The sequence below is a fragment of the Mycobacterium sp. THU-M104 genome (assembly GCF_049197365.1).
In the GTDB taxonomy this organism is placed as follows: Bacteria; Actinomycetota; Actinomycetes; order Mycobacteriales; family Mycobacteriaceae; genus Mycobacterium.
This window is the reverse complement of the sequence record NZ_JBMIOP010000181.1, coordinates 14660-27769: the sequence shown is the minus strand read 5'-3', so window position 1 is coordinate 27769 and position 13110 is coordinate 14660. Positions and strand designations below refer to the sequence as shown.

General features: G+C 68.8%; 11 protein-coding genes and 1 pseudogene. 9 read left to right on the top strand and 3 right to left on the bottom strand.

The genetic code is table 11. The annotated features are described in order from the left end of the window. A pseudogene (locus ACOJVU_RS14485) lies at window positions 1-211 on the top strand (exopolyphosphatase); the annotation flags it as partial. A 214-nt stretch (window positions 212-425) separates the two neighbouring features. On the opposite strand, the gene ACOJVU_RS14480 reads toward ACOJVU_RS14485, so the two are convergent. Continuing rightward, window positions 426-626 (bottom strand): hypothetical protein, encoded by a 201-nt coding sequence (locus ACOJVU_RS14480; RefSeq protein WP_421530405.1) that lies wholly within the window; start codon window positions 624-626, stop codon window positions 426-428. Between the two features lie 384 nt (window positions 627-1010). Here ACOJVU_RS14480 and pdxS point away from each other — a divergent pair, with 384 nt between their 5' ends. The 8 genes from pdxS to ruvB all read left to right on the top strand — a co-directional run bounded on the left by pdxS (window position 1011) and on the right by ruvB (window position 7987). Continuing rightward, window positions 1011-1904, top strand: coding sequence for a pyridoxal 5'-phosphate synthase lyase subunit PdxS (gene pdxS, locus ACOJVU_RS14475; RefSeq protein ID WP_421530404.1), 894 nt, complete (start codon window positions 1011-1013; stop codon window positions 1902-1904). 42 nt (window positions 1905-1946) lie between these two features. Next, on the top strand, window positions 1947-2792 hold the full coding sequence (gene tesB / locus ACOJVU_RS14470; protein ID WP_421530403.1) for an acyl-CoA thioesterase II: 846 nt from the start codon (window positions 1947-1949) through the stop codon (window positions 2790-2792). After that, window positions 2789-3385, top strand: a complete 597-nt coding sequence (gene pdxT / locus ACOJVU_RS14465) for a pyridoxal 5'-phosphate synthase glutaminase subunit PdxT (protein ID WP_421530402.1) — start codon at window positions 2789-2791, stop codon at window positions 3383-3385. Before tesB ends, pdxT begins: the two co-directional genes overlap by 4 nt. A 47-nt stretch (window positions 3386-3432) precedes the next feature. Further along, a complete protein-coding gene (locus ACOJVU_RS14460) occupies window positions 3433-4794 on the top strand; it encodes an ABC1 kinase family protein (RefSeq protein WP_421530401.1) in 1362 nt (453 codons plus the stop codon). A 125-nt stretch (window positions 4795-4919) separates the two neighbouring features. Then, window positions 4920-5672: a YebC/PmpR family DNA-binding transcriptional regulator gene (locus ACOJVU_RS14455; protein ID WP_421530400.1), complete on the top strand. Its 753-nt coding sequence runs from the start codon at window positions 4920-4922 to the stop codon at window positions 5670-5672. Window positions 5673-5772: 100 nt separating this feature from the next. Continuing rightward, window positions 5773-6327, top strand: coding sequence for a crossover junction endodeoxyribonuclease RuvC (gene ruvC / locus ACOJVU_RS14450; RefSeq protein WP_421530408.1), 555 nt, complete (start codon window positions 5773-5775; stop codon window positions 6325-6327). Continuing rightward, window positions 6324-6920, top strand: a complete 597-nt coding sequence (gene ruvA / locus ACOJVU_RS14445; RefSeq protein WP_421530399.1) for a Holliday junction branch migration protein RuvA — start codon at window positions 6324-6326, stop codon at window positions 6918-6920. The genes ruvC and ruvA overlap by 4 nt, the downstream gene beginning before the upstream one ends. 47 nt (window positions 6921-6967) lie before the next feature. Beyond that, the gene (gene ruvB, locus ACOJVU_RS14440) at window positions 6968-7987 is read left to right on the top strand and encodes a Holliday junction branch migration DNA helicase RuvB (RefSeq protein WP_421530407.1); all 1020 of its coding nucleotides are present in this window, start codon (window positions 6968-6970) and stop codon (window positions 7985-7987) included. 25 nt (window positions 7988-8012) lie between these two features. Here the strand turns inward: ruvB and car are convergent, their stop codons facing one another. Together car and gabT are read right to left on the bottom strand one after the other, a co-directional pair. Beyond that, a complete protein-coding gene (car, locus tag ACOJVU_RS14435; RefSeq protein ID WP_421530398.1) occupies window positions 8013-11573 on the bottom strand; it encodes a carboxylic acid reductase in 3561 nt (1186 codons plus the stop codon). A gap of 180 nt (window positions 11574-11753) precedes the next feature. Then, entirely contained in the window at window positions 11754-13103 is a 1350-nt protein-coding gene (gene gabT / locus ACOJVU_RS14430; protein WP_421530406.1) for a 4-aminobutyrate--2-oxoglutarate transaminase, read from the bottom strand. Window positions 13104-13110 lie beyond the last annotated feature (7 nt).

The window sequence follows — 13110 nt, the reverse complement described above, 5'->3', positions numbered from 1 at the left end:
CACCCACCGGTTCGAGCCGTCCGCCCGGGACCGCACCGCTTTGGAACACCGCTACATCCACGGCCACCGCTGGTGCGATGCCTCGGGGATTGCGGCGCTGGCCGCAGCCGGGGAGACGGTGTACCCGCTACAGCTCGGCGGGTTGCTGGACGAGGCGAACGCGCTGGCGGATGCGCGCCCGGCGGGCGCGCGGCTACGGCCCATCCGATAACTGCTCGTAGTCCGTTAGCAGAAGATCTGTTCGCGGGTGTGGCTTTTGACCCGGTCGGGAAAAGTGAGCCTCGCCGAACAGGTCGGTGCCGCGCTGCCGGCACGTCGTCATTCATGACATGCAACTTTCCGCGGCGGTCCGTCTCGCACCGTTTTTGCGGCCTCGATGAACACCGCCGATTCCCGGGCGATGTCGGGCCCGGTGGGTTGACATATCACTCGGTGATCCCGGCGGCGGCGATAGCGTGCAGGCGCGCCGTCAGCTCGGTGGCGGTACCGGTCAACGTGGTCCTGGGAATGGCCGCCCAGCTGCCGGCCGACCACGCCGCCTTGTCGGCCTCGCTGAGCGCGACGAGGTGATTGTCGAAAATAGCGAAATGTATTTCGGCGGAGTCAGTTTGGTTGATGGCATCCATCCATGCCCGGTCGGCGGGCAACCCGGTGAGGTGGAACGAGGTCTTTGCGGGGCGCTGCCTGAGGCAGTTGATGGGCTGTGAAGCACGCGTGGTTGTCGGCAGCCTCGCTGAGCAGGTATGCGGCCCCTTGTCGGTGCGTTCAGCGTCACCTGGCAGGGCCCTCCAGCCAGGGTTGCGTATTCGTCCCACGCCTTCGTGCTCTGCGCCGCTACAGGGCCCGGCTCCAGCTCGCGTTCGCTAGAGGCGTCGAGTTGGCCAACGCGCACGAATGGATGGTCGGTGCTGCCACGCGTACCGCACATTGTCGATCGAACGGGTTGCGGAGGACAACCCGTTGGTGTGTGCCCACTAGACTGGGGCCACAACGGTGAGGAAAGGCAAGCAGTGGACAGCGCGGTTAAGACTGGAACGGCCCGGGTCAAACGCGGCATGGCGGAGATGCTCAAGGGCGGCGTCATCATGGACGTCGTCACTCCGGAGCAGGCCCGCATCGCCGAGGGAGCCGGGGCGGTCGCGGTGATGGCGCTGGAGCGGGTGCCCGCCGACATCCGCGCCCAGGGCGGGGTGTCGCGGATGAGCGACCCCGACATGATCGAGGGCATCAAGGACGCGGTCACCATCCCGGTGATGGCCAAGGCGCGCATCGGGCACTTCGTGGAGGCGCAGATCCTGCAGAGCCTGGGTGTGGACTATGTCGACGAGTCCGAGGTGCTGACCCCCGCCGACTACACCCACCACATCGACAAGTGGAAGTTCACCGTGCCGTTCGTGTGCGGGGCGACCAACCTCGGCGAGGCGCTGCGCCGCATCAACGAGGGCGCGGCGATGATCCGCTCCAAAGGAGAGGCCGGCACCGGCGACGTCTCCAACGCCACCACGCACATGCGCGCTATCAGCGGCGAGATCCGCCGGCTGACGTCTCTGTCGGAGGACGAGTTGTACGTCGCCGCAAAGGAATTGCAGGCGCCCTACGACCTGGTCGTCGAGGTGGCCCGCGCGGGCAAGCTGCCCGTCACGCTGTTCACCGCGGGCGGCATCGCGACCCCGGCCGACGCGGCGATGATGATGCAGCTCGGCGCCGAGGGCGTCTTCGTCGGCTCGGGCATCTTCAAGTCCGGCGATCCCGCGCAGCGCGCCGCCGCGATCGTCAAGGCCACGGCGTTCCACGACGACCCCGACGTGCTGGCCAAGGTGTCGCGTGGCCTGGGTGAGCCGATGGTCGGCATCAACACCGAGCAACTGGCCCAGCCGGAGCGCCTCGCCCAGCGCGGCTGGTAGGACTTGCGATGAGCGCTTGCGCGAAGAGCAGACGGTTTTAGCGTGTCGATCGAGCAGATCCTCGATCTCGAGCAACTCGAGGTCAACATCTATCGGGGGAACGTGTTCAGCCCCGACTCGGGCTACTTCCAGCGCACCTTCGGCGGGCATGTGGCGGGCCAGTCGCTGGTGTCCGCGGTGCGCACCGTCGAGCCCGGACATCTGGTGCACTCGCTGCACGGCTACTTCATCCGGCCCGGCGACGCCAACGCGCCCACGGTGTTCCTCGTCGAGCGGCTGCGCGACGGCGGCTCGTTCTGTACCCGGCGGGTCAACGCCGTCCAGCACGGCGAAACGATCTTCTCCATGTCGGCGTCGTTCCAGACCGGCCAGGAGGGCATCAGCCACCAGGACGCCATGCCGTCGGCGCCCCCGCCGGACGGGCTGCCGGGGTTGAGCTCGATGAAGGTCTTCGACGAAGCCGGTTTCCGCCAGTTCGAGGAGTGGGACATCCGCATCGTCCCGCAGGAACGCCTGCAGCACCTGCCCGGCAAGGCCTCCCAGCAGCAGGTGTGGTTCCGCCACCGCGACCCGCTGCCCGACGATCCGGTGCTGCACATCTGCGCCCTGGCCTACATGAGCGACCTGACGCTGCTGGGGTCGGCGCAGGTCACCCACCTCGACCAGCGTGAACACCTGCAAGTGGCCTCACTCGACCACGCGATGTGGTTCATGCGGGCGTTCCGGGCCGACGAGTGGCTGCTCTACGACCAATCCTCGCCGTCGGCCTGCGGTGGTCGCGCGCTGTGCCAGGGCAAGATCTTCGACCGGCACGGCGAGATGGTGGCCGCTGTGATGCAGGAAGGCCTGACCCGCTTCCCCCGCGGATACCCGCCCGCGCGGCGATGAATGCCCCGAAGATCGGGGTGCTGGCGTTGCAGGGCGACACCCGCGAGCACCTGGCCGCGCTGCGCGATGCCGGCGCCGACGCGATCCCGGTGCGCCGCCGCGGCGAACTCGACTCGATGGACGGGCTGGTCCTGCCGGGCGGGGAATCCACCACCATCAGTCATCTGCTGAGCGAGCTGGACCTGCTGGAGCCGTTGCGGGCGCGGCTGGCCGGGGGCCTGCCGGCCTACGGCGCCTGTGCCGGCATGATCCTGCTCGCCAGCGAGATTCTCGATGCCGGCGCCGGGGAGCGCACTGCGCTGCCCCTGTGCGCAATCGATATGACGGTGCGGCGCAACGCCTTCGGGCGCCAGGTCGACTCGTTCGAGGGCGATGTCGGATTCGCGGGCCTGGATGATCCGGTGCGGGCGGTGTTCATCCGCGCGCCGTGGGTGGAACGGGTGGGTTCCGGTGTCGAGGTGCTGGCGTCGGCCGCTGGGCACCCGGTCGCGGTGCGGCAGGGTCCGGTGCTGGCGACGGCGTTTCATCCCGAGATGACCGGCGACCGGCGGATCCACCGGTTGTTCGTGGACATGGTGACCGGCCGGGTCTGATCGCAACCGCCCGGTCGGCATGCCCGCCGACCGGGCATGATGTGCCCATGGCAGACATCAAGCGGGGCGGGCTGCATCGGGCTGCCAAGTTGGCGAGTCTGCCGGCAGGGGTGGTCGGCCGCGCCGCTCTGGGCGTCGGCAAGCGGATGACGGGCAAATCCAAGGACGAGGTGAACGCCGAGCTCCTGGAGAAGGCCGCCGACGAAATGTTCACGGTGCTCGGCGAACTCAAGGGCGGCGCCATGAAGGTCGGACAGGCGCTGTCGGTCATGGAGGCCGCGATACCGCCGCAATTCGCCGACCCTTTCCGCGAAGCGCTGGTCAAGTTGCAGAGTGAGGCTCCGCCGCTGCCGGCGCCCACGCTGCACCGGGTGCTCGACGCGCAGCTGGGCATCAAGTGGCGGGAACGATTCCGGTCTTTCGACGACACCCCCGTCGCCTCGGCGAGCATCGGCCAGGTGCATAAAGGAGTGTGGAGGGACGGGCGCGAGGTCGCCGTCAAGATTCAATACCCGGGCGCCGACGAGGCTCTGCGGGCGGATCTCAAACTGATCCAGCGGTTCAGCTGGGTCGCCAAGCAGGTCGTTCCGGGCGCCGATGTGGACCGGCTGGTGGCGGAGATCCACGACACCATGGAAGCGGAATTGGACTATCGCCGGGAGGCCGAAAATCAGCGCGCCTTCGCCGCCGCCTACGCCGGCGATCCAAAGTTCGCGGTGCCACCCGTGGTCGCCAGCGCGCCCAAGGTCGTCGTTTCGGAGTGGATGGAAGGCCGGCGACTGTCCTCGGTCATCGCCCAGGGGACCCGCGCGGCGCGCGATTCCGCGGCCGCGTTGCTCATCGAGTTCACCCTCAGCTCGCCCGCTCGGGTCGGGTTGGTGCACGCCGACCCGCATCCGGGCAACTTCATGCTGCTGCCCGACGGCCGTCTGGGGATCATCGACTTCGGTGCCGTCGCCGAGCATCCCGGCGGCGTTCCTGCCGGTTTCGGCGAACTCCTGTGCTGGGCGCGCGACGAGCAGTGGGACCACGTCATCCGGCTGTTGAAGGAGCTTCGGTTCATGCCGCCCAGCTACGATCTGACGCCCGAGCAGTTGGTGGAGTACCTCCAGCCGTTGTGGCCCTACATCGACCCATTGCGGTCCGGTGAGTTCCACTTCACCCGCGAGTGGTTCCAGAAGTCGGCGATCGTCACCGCCGATCCACTGGCCGACGGATTCGGCAACCGGTTCAAGATGGCCCGGAACCTGACCATCCCGCCCGGCTATGTCATGTTGCTGCGCACCCTCGGCGGGCTGCTGGGGGTGGCCGTGCAACTCGACGCCACGACCGCCTACGCGGAACTCATCGAGCGGTGGGTGCCGGGATTCTTCCCTCCCGACGAACCTCGGCCACCCGTGCGCGGGTGAGCGGTGATCATGCCGGCGTTGTCCACCTTCGGGCGGGTCGCCCAGGGTGTCACCGCGAAAACCGCGCCGCGCGGCCACGTAGACTCGGCTGGCCAGGACGTAACCAGGGAATGAGATAGGACGGCATGAGCGGCCATTCCAAATGGGCCACCACCAAGCACCAAAAGGCTGTCAAAGACGCGCGCCGCGGCAAGATGTTCGCCCGCCTGATCAAGAACATCGAGGTCGCGGCCCGGGTCGGTGGCGGAGACCCGGCGGGCAACCCGACGCTGTACGACGCCATCCAGAAGGCCAAGAAAAGCTCGGTCCCCAACGACAACATCGAGAAGGCGCGCAAGCGGGGCGCCGGCGAGGAGGCCGGCGGCGCCGACTGGCAGACCATCACTTACGAGGGCTACGCCCCCAACGGGGTGGCGGTGTTGATCGAGTGCCTCACCGACAACCGCAACCGCGCCGCCAGCGAGGTGCGGGTTGCGATGACACGCAACGGCGGAACCATGGCCGACCCCGGATCGGTGGCATACCTGTTCGCCCGCAAAGGCGTGATCACGCTGGAAAAGAACGGCCTGACCGAAGACGACGTGCTGACGGCCGTGCTCGAGGCCGGCGCCGAGGACGTCACCGATCTGGGCGACAGCTTCGAGATCCTCACCGAGCCGGCCGACCTGGTCGCCGTGCGGACCGCGCTGCAGGACGCCGGGATCGACTACGACTCCGCCGACGCGGGGTTCCAGCCGTCGGTGACCGTGCCGCTGGACGCCGAGGGCGCCCGCAGGGTGATGAAACTGGTCGACGCGCTCGAAGACAGCGACGACGTGCAGGATGTCTGGACCAACGCCGACATCCCCGACGAGATCCTGGCCGAGATCGAGGAGTGACGTGCGTCGGTGCCGGTCGTCCGCGCCGCGTGTCCTGCCCAGTGGTGTCGGCGTCGCCCGCTAAGCTGTCGAACAAATGTTCTATAGGCGGGAGCGGGTAATGCGGGTGATGGGCGTCGATCCAGGGTTGACCCGCTGCGGCCTGTCCGTCGTCGAGAGCGGTCGTGGCCGCCAGGTCATCGCGCTGGACGTCGACGTCGTGCGGACGCCGGCCGGCGAGCCGCTGGATCGCCGCTTGCTGGCGATCAGCGAGGCCGTCGACCACTGGCTGGACACCCACCGTCCCGACGTCCTGGCCATCGAGCGCGTTTTTGCCAATCAGAACGCGAACACCGCGATGGGCACCGCGCAGGCCGGCGGCGTGATCGCGCTCGCGGCCGCCAAACGCGACATCGTCGTCCACTTCCATACGCCCAGCGAGGTCAAGGCCGCGGTCACCGGCAACGGGGCCGCCGACAAGGCGCAGGTCACCGCGATGGTCACCAGAATCCTCGCGTTGCAGGCCAAACCGACGCCCGCCGACGCCGCTGACGCACTGGCCCTGGCGATCTGCCACTGCTGGAGGGCGCCGATGATCGCCCGGATGGCCGAGGCCGAGAAGAAGGCCGCCGAGCAACGCAGGAAGTTCGCCGCGAAGATCAAGGCCGCGCGATGATCGCCTCGGTGCGGGGAGAGGTGCTCGAGGTGGCGCTGGACCACGTCGTCGTCGAGGCCGCCGGCGTGGGGTACAAGCTGATGGCCGCCCCGTCCACGTTGTCGACCTTGCGCCGCGGCGACGAGGCCCGGCTGGTCACCGCGATGATCGTGCGCGAGGACTCGATGACGTTGTACGGTTTCGCCGACGCCGACGCCCGCGACCTGTTCCTGACGCTGCTGGGGGTCTCCGGTGTCGGGCCCAAGATCGCGCTGGCCACCCTCGCGGTGTACGACGCGCCCGCGTTGCGCCAGGCGCTGCACGACGGCGATGTCGCCGCGCTGACCCGGGTGCCGGGCATCGGCAGACGCGGGGCCGAGCGGATGGTGCTCGAGCTGCGCGACAAGGTGGGTGCGGGCACGACGGGCACGACGGCCGGCGCCGCACGCAACGGGCATACCGTGCGCGGTCCCGTCGTGGAGGCCCTGGTGGGTCTCGGCTTCGCCGCCAAGCAGGCCGAGGAGGCGACCGACAAGGTGCTGGCCGGCGATGCGGACGCGACGACGTCGGGCGCCCTGCGGGCCGCCCTCGCGCTGCTGGGGAAGTCGCGGTGAGCGAAGACGACCACGCCGAGACGCCCGAGGGGCATGCCGATCGCGAGCTGTCGCCGTCGCTGACCGTCGGCGAGGGTGACGTCGACGTCAGCCTGCGGCCCCGCTCGCTACGGGAGTTCATCGGCCAGCCGCGGGTGCGCGAGCAGTTGCAGCTGGTCATCGAGGGAGCCAAGAATCGCGGCGGCACGCCCGATCACATCCTGTTGTCCGGGCCGCCGGGCCTGGGCAAGACATCGCTGGCCATGATCATCGCCGCCGAGCTGGGGTCGTCGCTGAGGGTGACGTCCGGGCCCGCGTTGGAACGCGCCGGCGACCTGGCGGCCATGCTGTCCAACCTGATCGAGCACGACGTGCTGTTCATCGATGAGATCCACCGTATTGCCCGGCCCGCCGAAGAGATGCTCTACCTGGCCATGGAGGACTTCCGAGTCGACGTGGTCGTCGGCAAGGGCCCGGGGGCGACGTCGATCCCGCTGGAGGTGGCGCCGTTCACGCTGGTCGGCGCGACCACCCGGTCCGGCGCGCTGACCGGCCCGCTGCGCGATCGCTTCGGGTTCACCGCCCACATGGATTTCTACGAGCCGGCCGAACTGGAGCGGGTGCTGACCCGCTCGGCGGGGATCCTGGGCATCGAGCTGGGCGCCGGCGCCGGTGCGGAGATCGCCCGGCGCTCGCGCGGCACCCCGCGGATCGCCAACCGGTTGCTGCGCCGGGTCCGTGACTTCGCCGAGGTGCGCGCCGACGGTGTGATCACCCGCGACGTCGCCAAATCCGCCCTGGAGGTCTACGACGTCGACGAGCTGGGCCTCGACCGATTGGACCGGGCGGTGCTGTCGGCGCTGACCCGCAACTTCGGCGGCGGCCCGGTCGGGGTGTCGACGCTGGCGGTGGCCGTCGGGGAGGAGGTCGCCACCGTCGAGGAGGTGTGCGAGCCGTTCCTGGTGCGCGCCGGCATGGTCGCGCGCACCCCGCGCGGCCGGGTGGCCACCACGTTGGCCTGGACCCACCTGGGCATGACGCCGCCACCGGGGGCCGCCGCGCTCGGCCAGCCGGGCCTGTTCGACTGAGGAGCCCCGCCGCTTTTCTCTGGTGTTACAGCAATCCGAGCAACTGCAGGTCGGTCGCGTACTTGACGATGACCGGCGCCGTGACATGCGGAATGTCTTTGTCCGGGCCGATCTTCGCTCCTTGCACCGCGGCGCGGAAGCGATCGGTCGGCGCCAGCGACCCGCGCAGCGGCTTCTCGGGCTTGCCGTAGTTGTGTAGCAGCGGCAGCAGCGAGTACTGGCGCTGGCGCTCGGGCAGGGCCCGCAGCGCGGTCTCGAAGCGCTGAAACCACTGCGCGTAGTCGCCGACGCGGTGGATCCGGTACCCGGCATCGATGAGCCAGTCGACGTACTCGTCGAGCCCGATGCCGTCGTCGTAGGGGTTCATCGCGTGGTACGTCTGGAAGGCGTCGGCGTTGTCGAGCGCTTGCGCGCCCAGCGTGGAGATCGCCGCGGCGATGAACTCGACGGGCAGGCCGTCGTAGTGCGCGCGCGGCCGGTTGCCGTCGGCGTCCAGCTCGTAGAACGACCCGGGCGCGATCCCGGTGGCCACCAGGCTCAGCATCAGCCGGGTGAACATGTCGGGCAGGTTGAGCTGGCCCGCATAGGTGGTGTCGGCCAGGATCATGTCGCAGCGGAACACCGCGACCGGCAGGCCACACAGGTCGTGCGCCTCGCGCAGCAGCACCTCGCCGGCCCATTTGCTGGTGCCGTAGCCGTTGGCGTAGTCGTCGTTGACCTCGCGAATGGCGCTGACCTGCCGGATGTCGGCGTCCTCGATGAACTTGCCCGGCTCGATCTGGTCGCCCACACCGATCGTCGACACGTAGGTGTAGGGCTTGCGCTTGGTGGTCAGCGCGATCTTGATCAGCTCGGCGGTGCCCAGTGCGTTGGGGCCGAACAGCTCGCTGTAGGGCAGCACGTGGTTGACCAGTGCAGCCGGATCGACGATCAGGTCGACGGTGTCGGCCAGCCGCTGCCACGTCTGGGGGTCCAGGCCGAGGTTGGCCTCGCCCTTGTCGCCGGCGATGACCTCGAGATGGTCGGCGGCCAGCTTCTGGTAGTGCGCGAGCAACTCGGGATCCCCGCTGTCGAAGGTCTTGTCCAGGCGGGCCCGCGCGTCGTCGTCGGAGCGGGCCCGCACCAGCGCGATCACCTTGCCGTCGACGAGGTCCATGCGTTCCAGCCAGTCCAGCGCCAGGTAGCGGCCCAGGAAGCCGGTGGTGCCGGTCAGCAGCACCGTGCGCACCTCGGCGGTGGGCCCGGGCAGCGTCGGCGCTGCGGCCAGCGTCTCCTCGTCGAGGAACTTGTCCAGCGTCAGGTCGGCCGCCCGCACCGTCTTCGCGTCGCGGCCGTGCACGGTGGCGAACGTGGGCCGCTTGGAGCCCCGCCGCTCGGTCTCGATGTAGTCGGCGATGGCCGCCAGGTCGTTGGCCGGGCTGACGATGACGCCGACCGGCACGTCGATGTCGAAGATCTCGTACAGCAGGTTGCCGAACGTCAACGCCGACAACGAGTCCCCGCCCAGCTCGGTGAAGTGGATGTCGGGGGACAGCTCGGAGGAACCCGCGCCCAACAGGGCGCCGGCAGCCCGGCTCACCGTCTGCAGCACCGGCGCGTCGGCGCCGCTGCGGCGCAGCTCGACGAGTTCGTTGGCCTGCCCCTCGGCCAGCTCGGCGTAGAGCCGCTCCAGGCGCTCGCCGTAATGCGCCTTGAGTTTGGGCCAGGCCAGCTTGCGAATGCCGGTCAGCAGGCCGTTCTCCACCGTGAACGGAGTGGTCTCGACGATGAAGTCGCGCGGCATCTCGTAGGACTGTAGGCCCGTCTCCCCGGCGACCTTCTGCAGCGAGTCGGCGATCTGCGGCTTGAGCGCCGCCGGGTCGTCGACGCGCGCCAGGGCATCCTCGGTGGGCACCACGACCGCCAGCAGGTAGGGCTGGGCGCTGTTGCCGTAGACGTAGATCTGGCGGACCAGCGGGCTGTTGCCGAAGACGGCCTCCAGCTTGGCCAGGGTGACGAACTCGCCCTGCGCCAGCTTGAGGACGTTGTTGCGGCGGTCGACGTACACCAGCCGGTCGGGGCCGACCTCGGCGAAGACGTCCCCGGTGCGGTAGTAGCCGTCGTCGTCGAACACCCCGGCGGTGATCTCGGGCCGCTTGTAGTAGCCGGGGAACATGTTCAGGGTCTTGAGCAGCAGCTCGCCGCGCGGGTGCGGCCGGTCGGTGGCGAAGTAGCCCAACTCGGGGACGTCGATCAGCTTGTAGTCCAGGACGGGCGGGCGCTGCACCTCGCCGTCGAACAGCACCATGCCGGCCTCGGTGGAGCCGTAGCCGTCCGTCAGGTGCATTTCGAGCAGCGACTCCACCCAGGCCCGCAGCTCGGGGGACGTCGGCGCCGAGCCCGTCATCGCGAAGATGAACCGCCCACCCAGCAGATACCGGCGCTGCTCGGCGAGCACCGCGGCTTCCACCTGGGAGTGGTCGGCGGCGCCCGCAGCGAGCCGCTGCTGCACCTGGCGCTGGAAGTCGCCGAACAGCGTCTCCCAGATCCGCGGCACGAAATTCAGCTCGGTGGGCCGCACCAGGGCGAGGTCTTCCAGCAGCGTCGACAGGTCACTGCGGGCGGCGAAGTAGGCGGTACCGCCGTTGCCCAGCGTGCCGTAGAGGATCCCGCGACCCATGACGTGGCTCATCGGCATGAAGTTGAGGGTGATCGACGCGGCGCTGGGACCGAACCAGTTCCTGCTCGACCGGCACCACATCTTGGCCACATTGCTCTGCGGATACATCGCGCCCTTGGGGGCGCCGGTACTGCCGGAGGTGTAGATCAGCAGCGCCAGCGGGTCCTCTTCGGTCGGCTCGTCGGCCGACGCGGCATCCGGGCCGCCCGCAAGGCTCTTCCCGCGCTCGAGGGCCTCGGCCAGCGTCTCGACGCTCACCCCGGTGCCCTTCAGACGATTGCTGGCGGTCTCCACGGCCTCGCGCTCGTCGTCGACCTGCGGGTGATAGTCGAACACCACGAGCTTGGCGGGCGCGATTCCGCTCTCGCGGCCGGTCAGGATCAGCTCGACGGCCACGGGCAGCTGGTTCACGCTGGCCGCGATCGTGCTGGGCTTGGTCTCGGTCGCGATCGGCTGCAGCTGGGTGATCGCCGAGCCGGTCTGCAGCGGCACCGACACCGCGCCGATCAGGCCCAGAGCCACGTCGATGGTGGTGAAGTCAACGCTGTTGAAGCCCAGGACAGCCACCCGGTCACCGGGGTGCACCGAGTCTGCGGTCAGGGCACGCGCCAGCGCGTCGGCCCGCTCGTTCAGCTCACCGTAGGTGAAGGTCTCGAAGCGGGGGAGCAGTTCGAGCACCGTGCGTCCGGTCTTGGGATGTTCGACGAACTCCACGACGCGCTGCCCCAGGGCCGGCCGGTCGGCATAGCGCTCCAGCACGGTCCGGATCACCCGTGACAGCCCCAGACCAGGCTGATCGAGGGCCTCGGCGACGGCCGGGTCCGGTCGGGTGGCGGCGAACTGAGGGTCGGTTGCGGTCAGGTGCTCGACGCGGCGCGCGAGCCACTCTTCGTGAGTTGTGTTCGACCCGTGAGTTTTTTTCGACATAAGACAGTTCCTTGTGCGTTTTGGATCTAAGTAGGTAATTTGCGCAGCTCCGCGCTTCTGCTTAGAACGTTAGCTAATGTAATCAAATTTCTCCAAGAGCGGGTTCCGCAAGTGTGAGCTTGCCCACGGCGATCGGCGCACGGCAATAATGATGCGCAGCGATGCGCGGTGCCCCCCGGGTCAGAGTTCGGAAAGGATTCCGGCCAGGACGTCGAGTCCCTCGCCGAGCAATTCGTCGCTGATAGTCAGTGGGGGCAACAGCCGGATCACGTTCCCGTACATGCCACAGGTCAAGACGATGACCCCGGCCGCATGGGCAGCGCTCGCCAGCTGACCGGTCAGCTCGGCGTCCGGGTCCGCGGTCCCCGACTTCACCAGTTCGACGGCGACCATCGCGCCGCGGCCGCGGACGTCGCCGATCCGGTCGTCATTGGACTGCAGCCGCGTCAGCCGGTCGATCATCAGCCGTTCCAGCTGCCGGGCCCGTTCGACGAGGTTGTCGTGCTCGATGGTCTCGATGGTGGCCAGCGCCGCTGCGCACACCACCGGGTTTCCGCCGAAGGTGCCGCCCAAACCGCTGACGTGGGGGGCGTCCATGATCTCGGCGCGGCCGGTGACGGCCGACAACGGAAGGCCGCCGGCGATGCCTTTTGCGGTGCAGATCAGGTCGGGCTCAAGACCGTGTGGTCCCTCATGCTCGCACGCGAACATCGCACCTGTGCGGGCGAAGCCCGTCTGTACCTCGTCGGCGATGAACACCACGTCGTTGCTGCGACACCAATCCAGCAGCGCGGGCAGGAACCCCTCGGCCGGGACGATGAACCCGCCCTCGCCCTGGATCGGCTCGATGATCACGGCGGCCAGGTTGCCGGCACCGACCTGCTTCTCCATGACGCCGATCGCCCGCTCGGCGGCCAGTGCACCGTTGGTGGCCATCTCCTTGTCCGACAGCCCGTCGCGATAGGGGTAGGACAGCGGCGCCCGATAGACCTCCGGCGCGAACGGTCCGAAGCCGCTCTTATAGGGCATGGACTTCGCGGTGAGCGCCATGGCCAGGTTGGTGCGGCCATGGTAGGCGTGGTCGAAGGCCACGACTGCGGGCTTGCGGGTGTAGGACCGTGCCACCTTGATGGCGTTCTCGACCGCCTCGGCTCCGGAGTTGAACAGCACCGAACGCTTCTCGCCGGATCCCGGGGTGATTCGGTTGAGCTCCTCTGCGACGGCGACGTACTGCTCGTAGGGCGTCACCATGAAGCAGGTGTGGGTGAACTCGGCCACCTGCGCGCGCACCGCGTCCACGACGCGCGGCGCGGAGTTGCCGATCGTGGTGACCGCGATGCCCGAACCCAGGTCGATGAGCCGGTTGCCGTCGACGTCCTCGACGATGCCGCCCGCGGCACGCGCGGCGAACACCGGCATCGTGACGCCCACACCGGCCGAGACCGCCGCGGTCCGGCGTCTGGTCAGTTCCAGCGAGGCGGGACCGGGGATCTCGGTGACCAGCTGGCGAGTCTGCTCGAGGCCGGCCACGATCTCC